Source organism: Serratia sp. KH_031 (assembly GCF_057839655.1).
Genome location: NZ_CM174496.1, coordinates 3,839,548 through 3,859,545 on the forward strand (window position 1 = coordinate 3,839,548; position 19,998 = coordinate 3,859,545).

At 44.0% G+C, this 19,998-nt stretch carries 22 protein-coding genes; 9 read left to right on the forward strand and 13 right to left on the reverse strand.

The window, feature by feature from the left end; genetic code table 11:
• The first annotated feature begins 44 nt into the window (after nucleotides 1–44).
• The 4 genes from AC3ISQ_RS17205 to AC3ISQ_RS17220 are packed head-to-tail and all read left to right on the forward strand — an operon-like array spanning nucleotide 45 to nucleotide 5,485.
• Nucleotides 45–1,667, forward strand: coding sequence for a type I restriction-modification system subunit M (locus AC3ISQ_RS17205; protein ID WP_489348457.1), 1,623 nt, complete (start codon nucleotides 45–47; stop codon nucleotides 1,665–1,667).
• Nucleotides 1,664–2,764 carry a restriction endonuclease subunit S gene (locus tag AC3ISQ_RS17210; protein WP_489348459.1) on the forward strand — a complete coding sequence of 367 codons (1,101 nt, stop codon included), beginning with the start codon at nucleotides 1,664–1,666 and terminating at the stop codon, nucleotides 2,762–2,764. The genes AC3ISQ_RS17205 and AC3ISQ_RS17210 overlap by 4 nt, the downstream gene beginning before the upstream one ends.
• Before the next feature lie 55 nt (nucleotides 2,765–2,819).
• Nucleotides 2,820–4,607 carry an AAA family ATPase gene (locus AC3ISQ_RS17215; RefSeq protein WP_489348461.1) on the forward strand — a complete coding sequence of 596 codons (1,788 nt, stop codon included), beginning with the start codon at nucleotides 2,820–2,822 and terminating at the stop codon, nucleotides 4,605–4,607.
• Nucleotides 4,607–5,485 (forward strand): hypothetical protein, encoded by an 879-nt coding sequence (locus tag AC3ISQ_RS17220; protein WP_489348462.1) that lies wholly within the window; start codon nucleotides 4,607–4,609, stop codon nucleotides 5,483–5,485. The genes AC3ISQ_RS17215 and AC3ISQ_RS17220 overlap by 1 nt, the downstream gene beginning before the upstream one ends.
• 58 nt (nucleotides 5,486–5,543) lie before the next feature.
• On the opposite strand, the gene AC3ISQ_RS17225 is transcribed toward AC3ISQ_RS17220, so the two are convergent.
• The 4 genes from AC3ISQ_RS17225 to AC3ISQ_RS17240 form a co-directional block, all read right to left on the reverse strand.
• On the reverse strand, nucleotides 5,544–6,797 hold the full coding sequence (locus AC3ISQ_RS17225; protein WP_489348464.1) for a tyrosine-type recombinase/integrase: 1,254 nt from the start codon (nucleotides 6,795–6,797) through the stop codon (nucleotides 5,544–5,546).
• 231 nt (nucleotides 6,798–7,028) lie between these two features.
• Nucleotides 7,029–7,415, reverse strand: a complete 387-nt coding sequence (locus AC3ISQ_RS17230) for a type II toxin-antitoxin system VapC family toxin (RefSeq protein WP_489348466.1) — start codon at nucleotides 7,413–7,415, stop codon at nucleotides 7,029–7,031.
• A complete protein-coding gene (locus tag AC3ISQ_RS17235; RefSeq protein WP_489348468.1) occupies nucleotides 7,412–7,645 on the reverse strand; it encodes a type II toxin-antitoxin system Phd/YefM family antitoxin in 234 nt (77 codons plus the stop codon). Before AC3ISQ_RS17235 ends, AC3ISQ_RS17230 begins: the two co-directional genes overlap by 4 nt.
• A gap of 105 nt (nucleotides 7,646–7,750) precedes the next feature.
• The gene (locus AC3ISQ_RS17240; protein WP_489348469.1) at nucleotides 7,751–8,380 is read right to left on the reverse strand and encodes a helix-turn-helix domain-containing protein; all 630 of its coding nucleotides are present in this window, start codon (nucleotides 8,378–8,380) and stop codon (nucleotides 7,751–7,753) included.
• A 391-nt stretch (nucleotides 8,381–8,771) separates the two neighbouring features.
• Between AC3ISQ_RS17240 and AC3ISQ_RS17245 the strand changes: the two genes are divergently transcribed.
• Together AC3ISQ_RS17245 and AC3ISQ_RS17250 are read left to right on the forward strand one after the other, a co-directional pair.
• Complete coding sequence (locus AC3ISQ_RS17245) at nucleotides 8,772–9,095, forward strand: DUF3302 domain-containing protein (RefSeq protein ID WP_489348471.1); 324 nt, start codon at nucleotides 8,772–8,774, stop codon at nucleotides 9,093–9,095.
• Between the two features lie 38 nt (nucleotides 9,096–9,133).
• Nucleotides 9,134–10,273, forward strand: coding sequence for an HlyD family secretion protein (locus AC3ISQ_RS17250; protein WP_489348473.1), 1,140 nt, complete (start codon nucleotides 9,134–9,136; stop codon nucleotides 10,271–10,273).
• A gap of 331 nt (nucleotides 10,274–10,604) precedes the next feature.
• Here AC3ISQ_RS17250 and mak read toward each other — a convergent pair whose 3' ends face one another.
• Nucleotides 10,605–11,513: a fructokinase gene (mak, locus tag AC3ISQ_RS17255; protein ID WP_489353357.1), complete on the reverse strand. Its 909-nt coding sequence runs from the start codon at nucleotides 11,511–11,513 to the stop codon at nucleotides 10,605–10,607.
• A gap of 175 nt (nucleotides 11,514–11,688) precedes the next feature.
• Here mak and rdgC point away from each other — a divergent pair, with 175 nt between their 5' ends.
• Nucleotides 11,689–12,600 carry a recombination-associated protein RdgC gene (gene rdgC / locus AC3ISQ_RS17260; RefSeq protein WP_489348475.1) on the forward strand — a complete coding sequence of 304 codons (912 nt, stop codon included), beginning with the start codon at nucleotides 11,689–11,691 and terminating at the stop codon, nucleotides 12,598–12,600.
• 52 nt (nucleotides 12,601–12,652) lie between these two features.
• Here the strand turns inward: rdgC and ppnP are convergent, their stop codons facing one another.
• From ppnP to AC3ISQ_RS17280, 4 genes are all read right to left on the reverse strand, one after another.
• Nucleotides 12,653–12,943 carry a pyrimidine/purine nucleoside phosphorylase gene (ppnP, locus tag AC3ISQ_RS17265; protein WP_489348477.1) on the reverse strand — a complete coding sequence of 97 codons (291 nt, stop codon included), beginning with the start codon at nucleotides 12,941–12,943 and terminating at the stop codon, nucleotides 12,653–12,655.
• A gap of 376 nt (nucleotides 12,944–13,319) precedes the next feature.
• Entirely contained in the window at nucleotides 13,320–13,517 is a 198-nt protein-coding gene (locus tag AC3ISQ_RS17270; protein ID WP_489348479.1) for a YaiA family protein, read from the reverse strand.
• 51 nt (nucleotides 13,518–13,568) lie between these two features.
• Nucleotides 13,569–14,108, reverse strand: a complete 540-nt coding sequence (gene aroL / locus AC3ISQ_RS17275) for a shikimate kinase AroL (protein ID WP_489348481.1) — start codon at nucleotides 14,106–14,108, stop codon at nucleotides 13,569–13,571.
• Nucleotides 14,109–14,225: 117 nt separating this feature from the next.
• The gene (locus AC3ISQ_RS17280; RefSeq protein ID WP_489348483.1) at nucleotides 14,226–14,744 is read right to left on the reverse strand and encodes a GNAT family N-acetyltransferase; all 519 of its coding nucleotides are present in this window, start codon (nucleotides 14,742–14,744) and stop codon (nucleotides 14,226–14,228) included.
• A 92-nt stretch (nucleotides 14,745–14,836) separates the two neighbouring features.
• On the opposite strand from AC3ISQ_RS17280, the gene AC3ISQ_RS17285 reads away from it, so the two are divergent.
• Nucleotides 14,837–15,298 carry a GNAT family N-acetyltransferase gene (locus AC3ISQ_RS17285; RefSeq protein ID WP_489348485.1) on the forward strand — a complete coding sequence of 154 codons (462 nt, stop codon included), beginning with the start codon at nucleotides 14,837–14,839 and terminating at the stop codon, nucleotides 15,296–15,298.
• On the opposite strand, the gene AC3ISQ_RS17290 is transcribed toward AC3ISQ_RS17285, so the two are convergent.
• The 3 genes from AC3ISQ_RS17290 to AC3ISQ_RS17300 all read right to left on the reverse strand — a co-directional run bounded on the left by AC3ISQ_RS17290 (nucleotide 15,295) and on the right by AC3ISQ_RS17300 (nucleotide 17,954).
• Nucleotides 15,295–15,852, reverse strand: coding sequence for a class I SAM-dependent methyltransferase (locus AC3ISQ_RS17290; protein ID WP_489348486.1), 558 nt, complete (start codon nucleotides 15,850–15,852; stop codon nucleotides 15,295–15,297). The two genes, AC3ISQ_RS17285 and AC3ISQ_RS17290, sit on opposite strands and share 4 nt — an antisense overlap.
• A 178-nt stretch (nucleotides 15,853–16,030) precedes the next feature.
• Nucleotides 16,031–16,312, reverse strand: coding sequence for a YdgH/BhsA/McbA family protein (locus AC3ISQ_RS17295; protein ID WP_489348488.1), 282 nt, complete (start codon nucleotides 16,310–16,312; stop codon nucleotides 16,031–16,033).
• A gap of 280 nt (nucleotides 16,313–16,592) precedes the next feature.
• Complete coding sequence (locus AC3ISQ_RS17300; RefSeq protein WP_489348490.1) at nucleotides 16,593–17,954, reverse strand: esterase-like activity of phytase family protein; 1,362 nt, start codon at nucleotides 17,952–17,954, stop codon at nucleotides 16,593–16,595.
• A 441-nt stretch (nucleotides 17,955–18,395) separates the two neighbouring features.
• Here AC3ISQ_RS17300 and aqpZ point away from each other — a divergent pair, with 441 nt between their 5' ends.
• A complete protein-coding gene (aqpZ, locus tag AC3ISQ_RS17305; protein ID WP_489348491.1) occupies nucleotides 18,396–19,091 on the forward strand; it encodes an aquaporin Z in 696 nt (231 codons plus the stop codon).
• A gap of 51 nt (nucleotides 19,092–19,142) precedes the next feature.
• Here the strand turns inward: aqpZ and AC3ISQ_RS17310 are convergent, their stop codons facing one another.
• On the reverse strand, nucleotides 19,143–19,913 hold the full coding sequence (locus AC3ISQ_RS17310; RefSeq protein ID WP_489348493.1) for a class I SAM-dependent methyltransferase: 771 nt from the start codon (nucleotides 19,911–19,913) through the stop codon (nucleotides 19,143–19,145).
• Nucleotides 19,914–19,998: the final 85 nt, after the last annotated feature.

Here is a 19,998-nt window from a genome sequence, read left to right on the forward strand (position 1 = left end):
CAGAGCTGCCAACGGCAGCGATAAACGTGAATTAAAGAAGCCTTATGATCACAAGAGAACTAAAAAGCAGCATTGATAACTTATGGGAAGATTTTTGGGTTGGCGGTATCACTAATCCCCTGACGGTGATCGAGCAAATCACCTATCTGATGTACTCCCGGATGCTGGACAGCCTTGAGCTGAAGGACGAAAAGCGTAAACAACTGACAAAAATCGATTTCAAGCCACGCTTTGCCCCTGAACAGCAAGAGTTTCGTTTCAGCCAATACAGCAATTTAGGTGCCGATGAAATGATGGAAGTAGTGCGTGACGGCGTATTTCAGCATTTTCGGACATTAGGCAACAGTGATTCACTATTGGGCAACTTTATGAAAGATGCCCGTATGGAAATAGTGAAACCTTCACTATTGACCAAAGCTGTAGAGATGATTAAAAACTTACCTTTGGATCGTGGAGATACCAAGGGTGATTTATATGAATACCTACTCAGCAAACTCACAACCGCTGGCATTAATGGTCAGTTTCGTACACCCCGCCACATTATCCGCGCCATAGTAGAGATGATGGAGCCTAATCCTGCGCGCAATGAAACGGTCTGTGACCCAGCTTGCGGGACTGGTGGTTTTCTGGTAACTAGCTATGAGTATCTTCTGGAAAAATACAGCTCCTTAGAGTCAATTCATAGTGAATTAGGTGTGAACGAACATGGTGAGCTGGAAGAACAGAAAATATTTACCGGTGATCTTCTAACAGCATATCGTGTCCATGTGGATCAGAATATGTTCCATGGATACGACTTTGATACCACCATGCTACGCATCGCTGCAATGAATCTAATTATGCATGGTGTTGAACAGCCGGATATTCATTATCAAGACACCATGAGTCAAAGCTTCAGCGATAATTTCCCGCAGGCCAGTAAGAATGCGTTTAACTTGATACTGGCAAACCCACCGTTTACAGGTTCTTTGGACGAAGAAGACATTGATCCTTCTCTGCTAGCAACAGTGAAAACAAAAAAAACCGAACTATTATTTTTAGCGCGTATTCTGCAAATGCTGAAGGTTGGTGGTCGCAGCGCAACTATCGTGCCTCAAGGCGTACTTTTTGGTTCCAGTAAAGCCCACCAGTCTCTGCGTAAGACGCTAGTGGAAGATAACCAGCTAGAAGCTATTATCAACCTACCTTCAGGTGTGTTTAAACCTTACGCTGGAGTGGCAACAGCGATCTTGATATTCACTAAAGGTGGGCAAACGGACAAAGTCTGGTTCTATGATCTGCAAAACGATGGCTATAGTTTGGATGATAAACGTAATCCAATCAAAAATAATGACTTACCCCATCTTATTGCGAGCTGGAAACATTATCGCCAAACCCAAAGCCTACCTACGGATAACTTTATCGGGAATAGATTTTCAGCCCTACTAAAAGAACAGTATCCTAATGGCATTGATATTTCCAATGATTATCATGATCGAACAAAATCACCGTTTATAGTAAGAAAAGCAGATATTATCGCCGAAAAATACGACTTCTCAATAAATCGCTATAAGGAAGTCGTTCATGAAGCACAATTTATAGAAGATCCAAAAATAATTTTCCTACGACTAAAAAAATTAGAGGAAGATATTTTGTCTGATCTTGAGGCGTTGGAGAAATTGCTATGAGCTACGTTACATTTAAATTAGGCGATATAGCAGAAATCAATCCTCGCTTACCTAAAGGGATAAATGAAGAACAAGTTGTAAGCTTTATTTCAATGGCTTCCGTTAGTGAAGCAGGACAAATAATATCTCAAGAAAAGAAAACTATCAAAAGCCTCAAAAAAGGATTTACATATTTTGAGCGCGGTGATGTTTTATTAGCAAAAATAACACCATGCTTTGAAAATGGTAAAGCCACTTATGTAGAAAATATTGATTCTCAAATTGGTTTCGGCTCAACAGAATTTCATGTACTCCGGGCGAATACAGAGCTAGTGAACCCTAAATATCTATTCTACGTAGTTTGGAACGAGAAATTTAGATTTTTAGCAGAAAAAAAAATGACAGGCAGTGCGGGACAAAAAAGGGTTCCTGTAGATTATTTACGCAACTATGAAGTAAAACTTCCGACCCTTGAGCAGCAAGATTTAATAGTAAACACGCTGGATAAGTCTTATGAAATAAAAAGGAAACGCATTGAGGCAGTCAAAATTCAGCATGAGTTATTAAATTCTATTTTTTTCAAAATGTTTGGGGATCCAATCATCAATAATAAAAAATGGAATATCAAACCTCTAGGTAATGTAATAAAATTATCTAGCGGTACAGGCCTCATTGCTAAAGCAATGGATAAAGAAGGAATATACCCTGTATATGGAGGGAATGGAATTACAGGTTATCATTCAGAATACATGTTCAGCGATCCACAATTAACAATTGGACGTGTAGGAGTATATTGCGGAAAAATTCATATAACAAAACCTAATTCATGGGTTACTGATAATGCATTGTATGTTAAAAAATATTTATGTGATACGAATATTCATTATCTTTCACAATTGCTGGAAATATTAAATCTAAATCAATTTGCAGGAAGAGCTGCTCAACCCTTAGTTTCAGGAAGTAGAATTTATCCTATAGAAACTATTTTTCCGCCAATTGAGGAGCAAAATAAATTTGAATATATTAAGACGGAAATATTATCTGCTTATGATCTTATAAACTCCAGTCAAAACAGTATTGAAGAATTTATAGGCTCGTTATCTAGGTCAATAGCCTGAACATTTATTTAACACTACACATTCCGTGTAATATTTAATTAACGGAGAAAGTCATATGAAAATAAAAAAACTAGCTCTAACCAATTTTCGAACTTTTCAAGAATGTCAAACAATTGAATTTTCTCCAATAACACTTCTTTTTGGCCCTAATTCAGTGGGTAAAAGTACTGTACTAGTAGCATTATTTTATTTACAGCAAATAATTGAAAGTGGAAATTGTAATCCTGAAAGATTAGAAGCTCTCGGCGATAAATATATCGGTGGGTTTAAAAAATTAATACATAAAAATAACATTAAAGACTCGATTATAATAAAATTAACTTTTGATAAAGATAACAGAATTGGCAGTAGCTATGGGTTTATTGAAGATTTATTTGAAGATTATATTACAGGCATTACGAGTCCATCTGAATTATCTGAAGAAATGTCAATTGAGTTTGAAATAGCTTGGTCAACTGCAGAAAATACTGCTTACATTTCACGCTACACAATAGCTTTTGATGGCGAGAATATTGCTGAGGTTACAAGTGATTCAGGGCTAAAACAACCCATAATAAGCGCAATAAATTATTTACACCCCTTGCTAATCCCTGATAATCACAATGAGTGGCTACTCAATTGCATAGATGAAGGTTCCACTATTCATGAAGCCCTTAAAGTGAAAGCTCTTGATATAAAAAGAAATAAAAAACCTGACTATAGAGCTATATCAAAGGGCAATGATTATGAAGATGAAGATATATCCTTAAGTAACGATGCGTTTGTTAGTGAATTCCACCAATTACTCAATAAACCAAGAATAGCGGATAATGCCACTACAACCAGTACTGAAAGCGTGATTACTGATGAGTTCTCGTTTGCATCGCATAAAACAATTCATGTACCCATTGCTTTAGAATCTCATTCAGGTGCATTACCCTATATCGGAAAAAAACTAACAGTCTCTTTAATGCTTGAAGACACGCGATTAAATGAAAGGGCTATCGAAATATTAAGTGACTTAGTTGTTGCTCCTCTCGATAATTTATATGACCTTTTAAAAGATAGTTTATGTATTGGCCCACTACGAACAATTCCTGATGCTTTATTTCAATCGAACGCCAATATCAACCAAAAAGACTGGTACAATGGGTCAGCTTCATGGCACACTTTAGCTAAGATAGATATAAACTTATTACAATCAGTTAATTTTTGGTTATCTGATCATAGGAAGCTTAACCTTGGTTATGGAATTGTATTACACGCTGAAAAAACATTTTCCGAAATTAAGCGTATATCAAAAAACATATCAAAAGAAACTTTGAAAGCAAATTTAGATACAGAAATCATTTCATCTTACGAACATGACACTCCTACAACTCGCTATCAATTGGATTTGATAAACAATAAACTGAAATATTCACTATGGGATATTAATAATGATATTTCAGTAGAACCTAATGAGATTGGCGTTGGGATATCTCAACTTATGCCTTTGGTTGTAGCCTCTTTAAGCCGTAAACAAGGGCTAATAGCTTGCGAACAACCAGAGCTTCATGTGCATCCCAGAGTGCAAGTTGCTATTGGTGATTTATTACTGCAGTCGAATAATAAAATCAATTTTTTGATTGAAACTCATAGTGAGCACTTAATTTTACGATTACTAAGACGAATCAGAGAAATCAATGAGAAGAAGTTGCCAAGTGACTTTAATGAAATCTCGACTAAAGATCTCTCGGTGATATACATAGAACCTTCATCAAGTGGGGCTAAAGTAAGAAGAATTAATGTCACTGAAGATGGCGATTTCAATGAAACCTGGCCTGGTGGCTTCTTCGATGAGCGAGACGAGGAGCTATTCTGATGTACGAAGAAATAACATTGGACCCTCACTGTCTGAGTGAATATCACTATTACGGCTTGCTTAAAGAGAGATTTGGTTTTGATCGTGGAAGATATATTATCGCGCCAGTAAGAGAATGGGCAAGAGCAGCTTTTAATGCTGTAAAGGGGTCTACAGACCTTCAAGATGTAAAAAAACAATCCATAAAAAACTATCTTAATAAAATATATAAAGAAAAAGATCAATCTATTATTTTTCTACCTCAATATCGAAGCCATATATATTTTATCAATTGGTCAGACTGGGTACAAAAACAACAAACACATACTCCATTCCATCTTATTATATCTGAGACTTATGCTGGTGCTTTAAATTATGATGAAATCATTAATGGTGATGAAAGATGGAATATCCCTCCAACTAAATTAATAAATACTAATGCCGAATCAATTTATGCAGAAATATCACCCCTATTAAAAATCGGAAATGAAATAACAATTATCGATCCATATTTTGTACTGTCTGGAAACAAAGTTTTACATGCTATATTTAATTCATTAACGGAAAATACTGGGATTGTGAAAATAGTTTTAGTTACCGCTATCGACACAGCAAATGTAGAAACCATTTTCCAAAATGAGTTCAAGGGGAAATATAAAAACATACCAACCTTTGAGTATGTTTTAATCCCAGACAACTTTGTTCATGACCGCTATTTAATCGCTAATAAGGGAGCACTGAAATCTGGCCATGGTTTTTCTGAAAGAGTTGAAAAAGGTGTGCAAGCTGATAAATTAAGCATTAGCTTGTGTGGGATAGCAGAATGTTTTTCAACTAAAGAATGGATAGATAGATTCGTTTCAGAAAAGAAAGCTGTAGTAAAAAAACTATACCCGTAATTTATAATTATGATGGTGTTCTCAAAAGAGCCACCATCATACATTCTTCATTTAAACACTATTTTCTTCTTCCAAAATCAAACGGACTAATCCCCTTCTCTCGATTCACATCCAGATAATCAGCCCACCACTGCACCATCAGCCTGCGCTCCCCTAGGTGCTCGGCCTTATGGATATAAGCCGCACGCACAGAGTTACGCTCCTGATGACTCATCTGCCGTTCTACTGCATCCTTCGACCACAATCCCGATTCAATCAACGAACTACAAGCCATGGTTCTAAAACCATGCCCGCATACATCAACTTTGGTGTCATACCCCATTACCCGTAAAGCCTTATTGACCGTGTTCTCACTCATTGGTTTACGTGGATCGTGATCACCAACGAAAATCAGCTCTCGGTTTCCGCTAATGCTTTTGATTTTTTCCAGAATGATCAGAGCTTGACGCGATAAGGGAACAAGATGTGGAGTCTTCATCTTAGAGCCACGCTGGGAGTGTTTAACGCCTTCCAGTAGCTCACGCTCTCCCGGAATCGTCCACATTGCAGTTTCAAAATCGACTTCTGACCAGCGAGCAAAACGTAACTCACTAGATCGAATGAAGACTAACAACGTCAGCTCCACAGCTAAGCGTGTTAGTGGTCTGCCGGTATATGTGTCGATACGATGAAGTAGTTCAGGAATGCGATTAAGTTCTAGCGCAGCACGATGCTGTCGTTTAGCTGTGGCAACTGCTCCAGCGATCTCTTGTGCGGGGTTATAGTCGATTAAACCGCTTTGCACGGCAAATCGCATAATTGCTGTTGTTCGTTGCTGTAAACGCGCCGCCACCTCAAGACGTCCAGACATCTCTACGGCTTTAATGGGAATAAGTAAATCTCTGGTTTTTAACTCAGCGATATTCCGCTTACCAATCGCATCGAACAGATTATCTTCCAGACTTTTAAGAACACGGCCACTATGCGACTCCGACCACTTTTGATTGCTGGCGTGCCAGTCTCTGGCAACAGATTCAAAAGTGATGACCTCTTTAGCGTGTTCTTCTTTTATTGCACGCTTATGCTCACGAGGATCGACACCGGCAGCAACAAGCCTCCTGGCCTCTTCCCTCTTTTGACGAGCATCAGCCAGAGATGTCTCTGGGTAAACACCAAAAGCCATCAGATGTTGTTTACCGCCAAAACGGAAACGAAAGCGCCAGTATTTGGAGCCGTTAGGGTGTATCAACAAAAACATGCCATCGCCGTCTACTAGCGAGTATTCCTTTGCTTCTGGTTTTACCGAACGCACCTTGGTATCAGTCAGGGCCATGATGGTATTCCTTCCATATGCTGCCGTGAGTATATAAGCATTATCGAACCAGCATATATACTCGGTTCTATACTCACAAGCATGTTGATGTGGGGTAACTCAGATTGACGTCGGTTGACTGAAAAGCGGGGCAAAGCCTTGCGGGGACTGGATTTTAGATATAAAAAAAGACCTCAGTTGAGGTCTATTTACATACTAATGGTGCCGAAGGCCGGACTCGAACCAGCTCCCTCACCGCCTCGCATCAAACACCCTCACCCCATACTGTGGAAACACCCCATCCGCAGTAATTAGCGTAAGCCCCTCCGCTTGTGCCTGAGCGATCAATATCCTATCAAAAGGATCTCGGTGTAATTGTGGCAACTGCCCAGCCTGCATTCCATGGAACGCGGCGATCGGTAGAGAGAGGAAGTCTTCAGCTTCGATATCATCGTAGATATCGTCTGGAACAACGAGTTTCCCTAGGGATTGCTTGATTGAGATTTCCCAGATGCTGGCAGCACTAACGTAGATACTGTTGTTGGCATCGGCGATCAACTTTCTCGCCATCACACCTAGGTTAGGATCGTCCACCAGCCACCACAGTAACGTATGGGTGTCTAGCAGCAGCCGTCTCATATACCGTCCTCAAACAGAGCGGTAATGTCGTCGTCTCGATCGTTGAAATTGACTGGAATACTAAATTTGCCTTTGGCGGCACCGGGCACACGGGGTTCTCCTTTGATCGCCACCAGTTGCACGTATGGCTTCCCTGCTTTTGCAATAATCACAGTCTCTCCCTCCGCGGCTTTGTCCGCTAACTGACTCAAATTCGATTTCGCTTCATGCATATTGGCTTGAATAGACATGACAGCCTCCTTAGCTAAGTTAGCTAAAGCATAGCAATGAGTCTAGTTTTTGTACAGGCCTTGGGATGAAGCTCGCAATTTTTTACTGGTGTCCTATGAACACGATTAAAAACGCACTGGCAAGGTAGAAAGTGAGATCAAATATCCACCTTTCTTAACTTCTATATATTGACCATTTTTTAATTCGGCGACGACGTTTAAAATACTGCTGCGCGATAATAAGGTCCGTTTTTGGATATAATCTAGGATTGTTTCTCTCTCACGGTATTCATCCGATAAGGTACTCATTTCAATCAGATGATTACGAATAATGGTATAGGTACGCTGTTGAACTATTTGCGAGTCACGATAAAAAAGATAGCAAGCATAATAAGATAACAATGTTGTGATATCTCGCCATAGACCTGCGGAATCAAACAAAGCAAACGCCTGCTCAACATCTACACGCAGAATCTCCGATTCAGTTTCAATCCGTAAGGTATGATAAAAAGAAGGTTGTATCGCCTCACCAATGCCGAATATATTAGGATCGTAAACCGTAGCAATCAGGAGTTCATCAGTATTTCTAATAAATGAAAGCTCGCCACTTTTGAATAAATAGAGTTGTTGCTTTCCTTTGAATTCCCAAGGTAATTTCTTTCTCGGGATGGTTTTAACCTCAGTTGCGATAGATTCCAAGGCATGAGTTAATCGCTGAATGATCGCCTCTGGGCGGATCGGTTGCTGAACAATCATAAAACATCCTACATTAATAACTTACTGAAGTTGCGTAAAAATGAGTCTACTCAACAAGCATAGTTTCTTTACCAACCGTTCACCATATTTTTTATTCAAATGCTAGGTAGTTACGCACGTTCGGCCATTATTTACCTTTATTTACTTACATTTCCCCGTTATTTATTTTTGAATAAAATAGTCATCATTATATCTCGGGGATAGTTATATTATTCACGGTCTAAATTTTGAACCATACCTAAAATAATTGGAGTTACATCGCGGCGGCAAGTTCGTGAATCCCTAGGAGCATAGATAACTATGTGACTAGGGTGAACAGACGCAGCCAACAAAGATGTAGCTTCAAGTATGACGGGTATATAGCATTCTATTGTTAGCAGAGACCGAAAATATGTTTTTAGATTACTTCGCCCTGTGTGTGCTGATTTTTGTTGGGGTAACCCTTTTTTACGGCATCATTGCCGTACACGACATCCCTTACGAAATCGCGGTAAAACGTAATCATCCACATCAGGATGCCATCCATGCCGCAGGTTGGGTTAGCTTGTTTACCCTGCACGCTATTTGGCCTTTCTTATGGATTTGGGCCATGTTGTACCGGCCAGATCGAGGTTGGGGTTTTACCGAACAATCGCCGAACAGTCATGCGGAAATAGCCGAACTCAGAGTCAAACTGGCTCAATTAGAAAGCCAAATCTCTTCGCGTAAGCCATAAGTTAGCCAATTGAATTTCTCTGAACACCTGAGGTAAAAGTGGATTTATTACTCATCCTGACCTATGCCGCAATTTGCTACGGCATATTCAAATTTTTTAATATCCCACTCAACAAGTGGACCGTACCAACCGCTATTCTCGGCGGCATAATATTAATTGGTACGCTATTATTATTAATGAATTACAACCACCCTTATACCGAACGAGCACAAATGGTTTCCGTGACCGTGCCTATTATTCCCGAGGTAGAGGGTACGGTGGTTGAAGTCACCAGTAAAACTAACGAGATGCTCAAACAAGGTGATTTCTTGTTTAAGATCGATGCCACCGCTTATCAAGCGAAAGTGGATAAGATCAAGGCCGAGATCGTCAGCGCAGCCCAGAATGTTGAAACCTTAAAGGCTCGCTTGGCGGCAACCCATGCCGATGTGCAGCAATACCAAGCCACGCGCGATCTGGCCTTCAGCGATGCCCAGCGCTATAGCAAAGGCAGTCGTGACAAGTTCAAAAGCCCGTTTACTGAACAAGAAGTATTGACGGCTCGGCAAAACTATCTGGCGGCAGATGCCCAATTGAAAGCGGCAATCGCCAGAACCGAAGAAACCAAAGCACAGTTGGCAGCCAAAATTAACGGCGAGAACGCTGCAGTTTACAGTCTGAAAGCTAGTTTAAAAGAAGCGGAATATAACCTAGAGCGCACCGTGGTTCGAGCCCCGAGTAAAGGCTATATCACTCAGTCTTTACTGAGGCCGGGGATGTTTGTCCGCGATATTCCGCTGCGCCCGGTGATGATATTTGTTCCGCAACAACCTTCCAGCGTGTATGCAGTATTTCGGCAAAACTCCAGCTTGCGACTTACCGCTGGAGATAAAGCTGAGATCGTATTTAATGGCCTACCGGGTAAAGTATTTTCTGGCACAGTTAAGAAAATATTGCCATTAGTTCCCAATGGCAGTTATCAAGCCCAAGGTCAAATGCAAGGTCTCAGTTTTAAAAGCGATCTTGATGGTATTTATGCTGAAGTGGTTTTAGATAACAAAAGTGATCTTTTACAGCTACCAGGTGGAACTACGGCGCAGGTTGCTGTTTATTCAGAATACTTTAAGCATGTGTCGATTATAAGGAAAGTATTGTTGCGCATGACCAGTTGGATGCACTATTTGTATCTCGACCATTAATAACTTCGATTTATTATTGAATAATAAATTTATATCGTAAAGGAATGTCAAAATATATAATTCTTAACGCGTAAAGATGTGCAGAAGAAAAACCACTCTACCCAAAATAATTCGAGTTGCATTGGGGCGGCAACGCAGCGACAAATTGGTCGCCAGACCGATTTGAACAGCGCTTGCGCTGGCCCGAAGGGTGGCTTGCCATAATCCCTAGGAGCTTGGCCCACCAAGTGACTAGGGTGAGTAAAGGCAGCCAACAAAAATGCAGCTTGAAGTATGAAGGGTATAGATATTTTCCGATTTCGGCCCCGCTCACCCCGGGGCTTTTTTTAATTTATTTTTGCGGCCATAACCATGCCGCACCACGCACACCACTCGAATCACCGTGGGCAGCCTTGCGAATAGGCGTTTCACATTCCCCACCAAACACCCAGTTCTTCACCAGTGGCGGTACGTTCTGGTAGAGACGCTCAACGTTACTCATCCCCCCGCCTAGCACCACCACATCCGGATCGAAAATATTGATCACATGCGCCAGCGATTTTGCCAAGCGCAGTTCGTAACGCTGGATAGCCAGCTCTGCGGTTGGCTCTTGCTGTTCAACCAACGTCATAATCTGATGGCTTTGCAGCGGATTGCCGCTTAAACGCGCATAATCGGTGGCGAAACCGGTGCCGGAAATAAAGGTTTCGATACAACCTTGTTTGCCGCAATAGCAAGGAACCTCGGCCCGAAAGCGCAATTCGTCATCATCTAACCACGGCAACGGGTTATGTCCCCATTCACCTGAAATGCCATTGCCCCCCGAATGCGCCTGACCGTTAATCGCTACGCCAGCACCACAACCCGTGCCAATGATCACCGCAAACACCGTTTGTTTGCCCGCAGCGGCTCCGTCAGTTGCTTCTGATACGGCCAAGCAGTTAGCATCATTCGCCAATCGCACTTCACGTGCCAACAGGGCGGAGAGATCTTTGTCCAGCGGCTGACCGTTGAGCCAAGTAGAGTTGGCATTTTTGACCAGCCCAGTAAACGGCGACAACGTGCCGGGTATACCGACCCCCACCGAACCTTGTTGACTGGTTTTCTCTTCCGCTAACTTGACCAATCCACAGATTGCCGCCAGCGTTTGCTGATAATCATCACGCGGTGTGGCAATCCGATGGCGGAACAGCTCGCGTCCATCATCCGCTAAAGCAATCACCTCAACTTTTGTTCCACCTAGATCGATACCAATACGCACGGTTTTCTCCTCACAGCGCGACATCACAATCACCTGAATCCATCGAGTGTGCCGCAATACACGTACGCACGCAAATCAGAGGAATGAGGCGATTTTTCAACGTCAATTAGTTATCATGCCGGCCTGTTTTTGATGAATTTGCGTGCCCAAAGCACGCCAAGCCAGGGATAACACTATGCTGTGGTTTAAGAATTTGATGGTTTACCGTTTGAGCCGCGAAGTCACGCTGAATGCGGATGAAATGGAAAAACAACTCGGTGAATTTTCATTCACCCCTTGTGGTAGCCAAGACATGGCGAAGACCGGCTGGGTTTCCCCAATGGGCTCCCACAGCGATGCACTGACCCACGCGGTTAACGGTCAGATAGTGATCTGCGCGCGTAAAGAAGAGAAGATCCTGCCTTCTCCGGTGATCAAGCAAGCCCTGCAAGCCAAAATCGAAAAATTGGAAGGTGAGCAACACCGCAAGCTGAAAAAAACCGAAAAGGACTCGTTGAAAGATGAAGTGCTGCACAGCCTGTTGCCACGTGCGTTCAGCCGCTTCAACCAGACCTTTATGTGGATCGATACCGTCAACGGTCTGATTATGGTCGATGCCGCCAGCGCCAAACGTGCCGAAGATACCTTAGCTTTGCTACGTAAGAGCCTAGGTTCACTGCCAGTAGTGCCATTGACCATGGAAAGCCCGATCGAGCTAACGCTGACCGAATGGGTGCGTTCCGGCGAATTGCCTGCGGGCTTTATCATTCAGGACGAAGCAGAACTGAAAGCCATTCTAGAAGAAGGCGGAGTGATCCGTTGTAAGAAGCAGAATCTGATCAGCGATGAGATCGCGGTACATATCGAAGCAGGGAAATTAGTGACCAAGCTGGCGGTAGATTGGCAGGAGCGCATTCAATTGGTGTTCTCCGATGACGGCTCGCTGAAACGCTTGAAATTCGCCGATATGCTGCGCGATCAAAATGACGATATCGATCGTGACGATTTTGCCCAACGCTTTGATGCCGATTTTATTCTGATGACCAGCGAACTGGCCGCGTTGATCAAAAACGCCATCGAAGCTCTGGGTGGCGAAGCTCAGCGCTAGAAACATCAAGGGCGCCACTCGAGCGCCCTTTCATACTTGAATTCGTATCGCGTTATTTAGACAGGTAACGACACAGATAAGCGGTTGTATCACCTACCGACACGTTGAATTCGCTGCTCCCCGGAACAAAGAACTTCTCTCCCGCAGCGAAAGTCTGCCAATCAGGTGCTCCTGGTAACAACACTTTCAAACTCCCAGAAACCACGGTCATTTCCTCCGGATTCCCAGTAGGGAAAGTATATTCCCCTGCTTCCATCACCCCAACGCTGGTACGGCCAATGCTGTCACTTTCGAAACCAATGGACTTCACTTTCCCGGCAAAATATTCGTTAACTTTCAGCATAAAATGGCACCTGCGTAATCATCTTTGTGGAACAACCATATTGGGGGATATACGGCGTTCTGTCACTGGCTTTTCATGCGAAATGGGATCGCGGTACAGGTGAAAATTCTACTAACATGCCATGTTATAGTTAAGTACGCTGGAGCAGTGAAGAAAATAGAGCCATAGCCCCTGAAAGGGAGAGACGAGGGCTATTTTATAGTTATTTAAATCAAATGATTAGCGCTACTGCCAATAGTCGTCGCCAAGCTTTTCTGCCAACTTGTACGAAGCTGCTATTAACACATCTCGTACTGCGGGTAAAAACGGTCGTGATTCTGATTGACTCAGAAACGAACTGAAAAAGAAAACCGGCACATGGCCGGTTTCATCGTATCTATGTCAACTTCGAGTCTTCGTATCGATGCTTGGCATCCAATGCCTCTTGCTCGGTCTGATGTTCACTGAGCAATTCATTAGGTTCGGCATCATCACTACGGACTTCATAACGGTGTAAATGCCAACTCGGATCGCCCCTATCCACTTCCACAATGTAAGCCGTTCGAGCTGTTGTTGTTTGATCATGGTCGCGCATACCACTCTCCTTCTGGTTTCACACAGAAGTAAGTATAGCAGCGCGCTCAAATTACACTCGATGGTGAGTTAATACCGTTTCGCGCAACAACAGACTCAGGATCTGCTCCACCACCTGTTGCGGCTGATGGGTGCCGTCCATCACATAATGAGCGGTTTCTAGGTAGAGAGCTTCACGAGCGGCTAACACCTCCTGCATTTCTTCTGCGATTGGGCGACCGGTCAAAGTTGGGCGCTGGGTATCCTGAGGATACTCTTCCAAACGACTCGCCAATACGGCCGCCGGGGAACGCAAGTAAATCACCGTGCCATGCTCACGCATAAAGCGGCGGTTTTCTTCTGCTAAGATCATACCGCCACCCGTGGCAACTATTGTTGACGGCTTAGTAACTGTTTGCAAAGCAATCGTCTCGCGACGACGAAATCCCAACCAACCTTCTTTCTCCACCATTTCCGCCACACTCATCTGCGCGACCTGCTGCATAAACAGATCGGTGTCAGTGAATTGGTAACCCAACGCTTGCGCTAATGCACTACCAACGGTGGTTTTACCGGCTCCACGAGCGCCTACCATAAAAATGGTTTGTGTCATTAAGTTGTCCCTTATACGGTGACTTGATGGCTTATCCTGTACCTCGACAATTCATGGCACAGAATCAGCGATGGTGGCGTTGTTGCATCATACCGCCGCCAAGCCGTATTTCAATCTTTACGATAGTGTAAAATTCATGGCACAGCGACTTCCTACTGGAAAGCCTAGCGCCCTTTCATGCGCCAAAATCTGCTGCAATTCCGCTGTCAGTTGTGTCGCGGGGATCATTCTAAAACCAACTCGCTGATAATAAGGTGTATTCCATGGCACATCGACAAAAGTCGTTAGTGTTAATTGCCGCACATCTTGCTGACGCGCCCGTTCGACCACCGCATTTATCAGACTTTGCCCAATCCCCTGTCGTTGCCATTCGGCAGCAACCGACAATTCCGCAATATGCCAGCTATGCTCAAGAGGACGCACGGCGATAAATCCGGCCACTTCCCCCGTGGCACTCACCGCCAGCCATTCTTGCTGCTGTTGGATAAGCTCAGTGTGTTGCTGTGGCGACATCACCTCAGCATCAGCAATAAAACCCCAATCGGGATGTTGACGAAATAATTGTGCCGCCGAGCGTTCTGCTGCGACAAGCTGCATAATGTCTGGTGATTGCGCCAAACGAATTGTCAGGTTCATACGCGTACCTCGCTCTGAGGGCGGCTATTTAACCAGATTTCATCGGTAGCAGGAACCAAAGCGTGGGGAATAGTCAAAACAAGGAGAGGTAAATGAAGAGACACATCGTACCATTGGCAGAATGTCCGCAGTATGTCGACGTCTGCGCCGCTTGGGCATTCGGTCAATGGGGCTCACAGCACGGAGGCCATTGGCAACAAACTCATCAACGTTTTTCGCTATGTACGCAGCCGAGTAAAGATTTTATCACTTTGATGATGGTAGAAGATCAACGACCGTTAGCGATGGCTAGCCTGTGGCCCAGTGATGATCATCATCGCATGGAGCTTTCCCCTTGGCTGGCAGGCGTATTTGTACACCCGGATTATCGTGGGCAAGGCATCGCCAAACAGTTAGAGCAGGCGATTGTCGAACTGGCTCGTCAACTCCAACATCCGGTACTGCATTTGATTACCGATAAATCAGAAACGCTCTATCAAGCTTGGGGATGGCACACTATTGAGCGCCGTCAACAATACGGCGGCGAAGTGGTGGTGATGGAAAAACGGCTCTAACGCGGTGTGCAGACATACACCCATGCTGGCGGGAAGTTACGCACGACTAACTGTTTTTCCCAATGAAAATATCGTGATAACAGTTTTTCTGACAAATGACTGTACTGGAACAACACCAGCGTGCCATCGCGTTCACGTAAACGTTGTTGTGCCTGCTGCAAGATTCGAATGCTGATTTTCGTCGGAATCGACAACAATGGTAGGCACGAGAAAATCACATCGTAGTCACGCTGCAACCCTTCGGCAGAACAGGCCATGACTTGTAAGCGCGGATCGTCAATTTTTTGTAGCTGATGAACAAAGCTCGGCTGGATTTCATAAGCATCGACCACTGCATCGTTACGCATCCGCCCTAAAATTCGCTTAGTCAGTACGCCGTCTGCCGCGCCTAATTCAGCTATAGCCAACGTTTCGTGCCACTCGACATGATTGAGCATTGCCTGACACAACCAAGGGGAAGAAGGCATCAAGGTGCCAACAGTACGCGGGGATGCCATAAATTGCTGCAAGTAAGAGAGATGATTTTTCAGTTGCAGCCGTGTCGCATTTAACATTGGAACCTCCTTGGTTTGAGGTTCCTAATTTGAACCTAAGATCTTAAGGAATCATTAATAAGAATCTGAAAATTACCATTAATCTTCACAGCAATATCTGAAAATAAGAAACGGCCGCCATAACCCCTCATGGTTTCCCAGAGATATTATAACAGCCGCTGACTTTCAGGAGAGAATATTAGCGGTAGATTTCCGCATTACCTCTCCAGTTGCTGGAATCCCCTGGGGTGTCCAAACTGATAATACGGTAATGCAATGCACCGTCCGCCGAGGCTTTCTCTTTCAAAGCGTGGATGGCATCAGAGGGTGAACCACTCACACCCGATATCGATACGACGCCGATGCTTTCCAGGCTGCTCGCCTGTGCTTTGTCAACTTGTGTCGCTGACGGAGTCGCTGCAAGAGTAGAAAAAGAAACGGTCGCAATGAATAAAGCCGCAACAGCAGGTAATAGTTTCATAATTAGCTCCAAAAGGTAGATTTATTTATTCGTCTTCAGTGGAGTTAATTATTCACTAAGCAATGCAAGGTGACGTAATGCAACGTAAAGAAAATTAATCATTGTGAGAAGAATAAGGAGAAAACGAAAGCAGGGGTGTCAGTGCGATTGAATCGCACAGAATGATTAAACCATACGCCATATCACCCGAAAAGAAATAAGATTAATCAAAAAGTGAGAGGCATCGACAATTTTGACTATTCCCTGTAGGGCGGAAATCATATCCCTACAGGGAGCAGTTTTATTTTAACGGCTGCGGTAATGTCAGCACCCACAATTCGCTCAACGATTCTGGTTTCTGCAACGGTTGCAGCTCTATCTGCGTCGATACCGGCTTATCATCGAAAGTCAGACGCCCTTGTTTATCCAGCTGATAGTCGCCAATTTTTTTACCGTCTGGCTGTGCATCAACCAGCTTGGCCTGTAAGCCAAAATCATTGTCGTTAATGATTGCCAGCGTGCGTGAATCTATTAACGCTAGGCCTTCCACTTTCTCTTGCTGCCAGCCCAGCTTGCGTAGATCCGCCACTACGCGTTTCTCTGCCAGTTTTACACCACGCTTAGCCAGATCTTTCTCATCATCAAATTCCAGCGCTTTACCTTTACTATCAAACGGCGTCAGATCGCTGGCATGGCTCAAGTCCACCAAATAGATCTTGTTCATCATCTGCTTGTCTTTATCCGTTCCTTGTTCGACCAGCAAAATCCGTTGATTATCGACCGCTACGATATCGCCAACTTTGGCATCCTTCGCTTTTTTATAACTATTAATATCAATTGGATAACCATATTGTGTCGTTTTACCCGTTGCTGGGTCAAAACTGACTAAGCGAGTAAATAGCGCTTTGTTCTTACTTTTACTATCGACATCTAAGGTGCTTTGAACTGCCACTAAAATACGACCATCTGGTAAGCGAGTAATCCCCTCAAAGCCCCGATTAGGTTGACGCCATTTAATAATGTTGGGTAAACCACTCGCAACGCCCTGCTCACCTTTTTCCGGCGTTGGACCATATTTGGCGAGGATCTTGCCTTTATTATCGACATGCACCAAAAACGGCCCGTATTCGTCACACAACCAGTAACCGCCCTTACCGTCTGGCGTGATACCTTCGGTATCCAATCCGCGTTTATCGCTCGGTAAAGTTTTTAATTGATCGTCTAAAGCGACTTCGTTAGTCGAACCAATCAAATCACCCGGTAATGGTAAGCCGCTGATAGCGCCCTGTGCATCGTGTAATTTCCGTAGATTACTGGCAATAGCCTTGTCGCCACTGATGCGAATATCCATCAGCATCGGGGTAAATTGCGGTGTAGCAAATATTTTAGCTTCCTGCTTACCGACTTCCGGTGCGTCGGCATTTGGGCCGCGATCGGTAAGCGTGGTCAACAACAAGTCGTTTCCTTGTTTGCCATTAAAAACCAGGCCTGAACCTACCCCAACGGGCAATCCCTGTGGAAAGTTTTTGGCAAACGCACCCTGATAAGCCACGTGTTCACCAGCTGGAAAACTAACAACATAGCGGGCAATTTGTACATCAGCGGCATAAGTAAACAGAGGTAACACTGCAGCACTGAACAGCAAGCTTGATTTTATTCTCATGGTACAGGCTCGATTAAGGGGAGAAATGGTCGTCAGCCAGACTAATAACACGGCGTGACATTTTAATGACAATGCAAACTAATAGCATGAATCATAGTGGAAATTAAATTTAATCAAATAGAAATTAGCAATTAACCTTCAACCATTGAATGGGAAAAACTGTTGGAAATAGTAGCTAAAATTAAAAACATCACGAACTGAGCGGTTTTATTACAAAAACACCCAGTAAATTCTTACCCAGCGGGTAAGAAAAGCAGCAATATATCAATATATTCTGAAAACAGACGAGTCTCAGTAGACAGCATTAAAAGTTAAGGATTTAATAACCGGCGAAATCGAGGGCGTATGAAGAAAAGTCTATAGAAACCTGCAATAAACAAAAAAGGTGTTCTATAGTTTTAATGCTAACGCCCGTTAGTTTATCCCGATAGGACGGAATCTATGTCAAAGCGACTTTTTGCCGAATTTTTTGGCACATTTTGGTTGGTGTTCGGTGGTTGTGGTAGTGCGGTATTAGCGGCTGCATATCCACAGCTAGGTATTGGTTTTGCTGGTGTTGCTCTTGCATTCGGTCTTACCGTGGTCACTATGGCTTATGCCGTAGGTCATATTTCTGGCGGACACTTTAACCCGGCAGTGACTGTAGGTTTATTTGCTGGCGGTCGTTTCCCAGCAAAAGATGTTGTTCCTTATGTTATTGCTCAGGTCATTGGTGCCATTGCAGCCGCAGCGGTGCTTTATTTAATCGCCAGCGGTAAAAGCGGTTTCGATGCGACTGCTGGTGGGTTTGCTTCTAACGGTTACGGTGAACATTCACCTGACGGTTATTCTTTGCAAGCTGCCATTGTTATTGAACTGGTACTGACTGCATTCTTCTTGATTATTATTCACGGTGCTACCGATAAGCGCGCACCTGCAGGCTTTGGCCCTCTGGCAATTGGTCTGGCATTAACATTGATCCACTTGATCAGTATTCCTGTTACTAATACTTCAGTAAACCCGGCACGTAGTACCGGCGTTGCTATCTTCCAAGGCACTTGGGCGCTACAACAACTGTGGGTATTCTGGCTGGTTCCATTGATCGGCGGCGTTATCGGCGGGCTGATTTATCGTGGCTTGCTGGAAAAGAAAGACTAAGATTCGAATTAAATTAAGTAGGGCAGCCCAATGTGGCTGCCCTATTTTTTATTAGTTCTTCCGCGCTTCAAACATCATGATATCGCTGGTAAATGAGCCATCGGCTTGAATGGCAAAATGCCGCACCACCTCATCAGAAACGTCCTGCTGCAATGCGCGAATTGCCGTAACGAAATGCTCTGGCGTTCGCATACGTGCCACCCAACTGCTGAATTCGAGATACAACCGATCCGTCGTCACTTCCTGCACTAACAAACCCGCTTCGGTAAGCATCGCCAGCCATTCGCCCGGCGCATAGTTACGAACATGCGAAGTATCACGCAGTACCTCAACCGTTTGCAGATAGATATCCAGCAACGGATGCCCAGGCGACACCACATCCATCATAATCACTTTCCCGCCGGGCTTCAGCACACGCCATACTTCACGCAGTGCTTGCCCGACATCGTGCCAATGGTGGGCCGAATAACGGCTAATCACCACGTCAAAACTCGCATCTTCGAACGGTAATGATTCCGCAACACCTTGCTGAACCTGAATATTTTTAAGTCCCTTATCTGCTGCCGCGCCGCTAACCACGTCCAACATTTGGGCGGATAAATCATAAGCCACCACCAGCGCCACCTGAACTGCCGCAGTAAAGCTGGCGTGTCCGGCACCACACCCCAGATCGAGCAATTTAGCTTCGCCATCGGCAGACAACAGGCGCGCTAAACGCTGTAAATCTTTCCCTTGTGCATGAACCGCGCTAGTCAAATACGCATTAGCCTGTTCACCAAACTGACGATTGACTGCATTCTTGTGGCTGTTACTGATGCTCATGTTTGCTCCTTTTTTATTGGCCGGTGTTGCTTTTCAACCACTATAATCAGCTTGATATACGGGTACAATATGAGCAGTTATCCTA

Excerpts from the sequence above, each read along its gene's own strand:
- AC3ISQ_RS17205 (WP_489348457.1), top strand. The coding sequence starts at position 45 with ATGATCACAAGAGAACTAAAAAGCAGCATTGATAACTTATGGGAAGAT.
- AC3ISQ_RS17240 (WP_489348469.1), bottom strand. The coding sequence starts at position 8,380 with ATGATTGTTCAGCAACCGATCCGCCCAGAGGCGATCATTCAGCGATTA.
- AC3ISQ_RS17215 (WP_489348461.1), top strand. The coding sequence starts at position 2,820 with ATGAAAATAAAAAAACTAGCTCTAACCAATTTTCGAACTTTTCAAGAA.
- AC3ISQ_RS17270 (WP_489348479.1), bottom strand. The coding sequence starts at position 13,517 with ATGCGCGACCATGATCAAACAACAACAGCTCGAACGGCTTACATTGTG.
- AC3ISQ_RS17230 (WP_489348466.1), bottom strand. The coding sequence starts at position 7,415 with ATGAGACGGCTGCTGCTAGACACCCATACGTTACTGTGGTGGCTGGTG.
- AC3ISQ_RS17300 (WP_489348490.1), bottom strand. The coding sequence starts at position 17,954 with ATGAGAATAAAATCAAGCTTGCTGTTCAGTGCTGCAGTGTTACCTCTG.
- ppnP (WP_489348477.1), bottom strand. The coding sequence starts at position 12,943 with ATGCTGAAAGTTAACGAATATTTTGCCGGGAAAGTGAAGTCCATTGGT.
- AC3ISQ_RS17245 (WP_489348471.1), top strand. The coding sequence starts at position 8,772 with ATGTTTTTAGATTACTTCGCCCTGTGTGTGCTGATTTTTGTTGGGGTA.
- AC3ISQ_RS17285 (WP_489348485.1), top strand. The coding sequence starts at position 14,837 with ATGAAGAGACACATCGTACCATTGGCAGAATGTCCGCAGTATGTCGAC.
- AC3ISQ_RS17295 (WP_489348488.1), bottom strand. The coding sequence starts at position 16,312 with ATGAAACTATTACCTGCTGTTGCGGCTTTATTCATTGCGACCGTTTCT.
- AC3ISQ_RS17280 (WP_489348483.1), bottom strand. The coding sequence starts at position 14,744 with ATGAACCTGACAATTCGTTTGGCGCAATCACCAGACATTATGCAGCTT.
- AC3ISQ_RS17220 (WP_489348462.1), top strand. The coding sequence starts at position 4,607 with ATGTACGAAGAAATAACATTGGACCCTCACTGTCTGAGTGAATATCAC.
- AC3ISQ_RS17290 (WP_489348486.1), bottom strand. The coding sequence starts at position 15,852 with ATGTTAAATGCGACACGGCTGCAACTGAAAAATCATCTCTCTTACTTG.
- AC3ISQ_RS17310 (WP_489348493.1), bottom strand. The coding sequence starts at position 19,913 with ATGAGCATCAGTAACAGCCACAAGAATGCAGTCAATCGTCAGTTTGGT.
- AC3ISQ_RS17210 (WP_489348459.1), top strand. The coding sequence starts at position 1,664 with ATGAGCTACGTTACATTTAAATTAGGCGATATAGCAGAAATCAATCCT.
- aqpZ (WP_489348491.1), top strand. The coding sequence starts at position 18,396 with ATGTCAAAGCGACTTTTTGCCGAATTTTTTGGCACATTTTGGTTGGTG.
- aroL (WP_489348481.1), bottom strand. The coding sequence starts at position 14,108 with ATGACACAAACCATTTTTATGGTAGGCGCTCGTGGAGCCGGTAAAACC.
- AC3ISQ_RS17235 (WP_489348468.1), bottom strand. The coding sequence starts at position 7,645 with ATGTCTATTCAAGCCAATATGCATGAAGCGAAATCGAATTTGAGTCAG.
- AC3ISQ_RS17225 (WP_489348464.1), bottom strand. The coding sequence starts at position 6,797 with ATGGCCCTGACTGATACCAAGGTGCGTTCGGTAAAACCAGAAGCAAAG.
- rdgC (WP_489348475.1), top strand. The coding sequence starts at position 11,689 with ATGCTGTGGTTTAAGAATTTGATGGTTTACCGTTTGAGCCGCGAAGTC.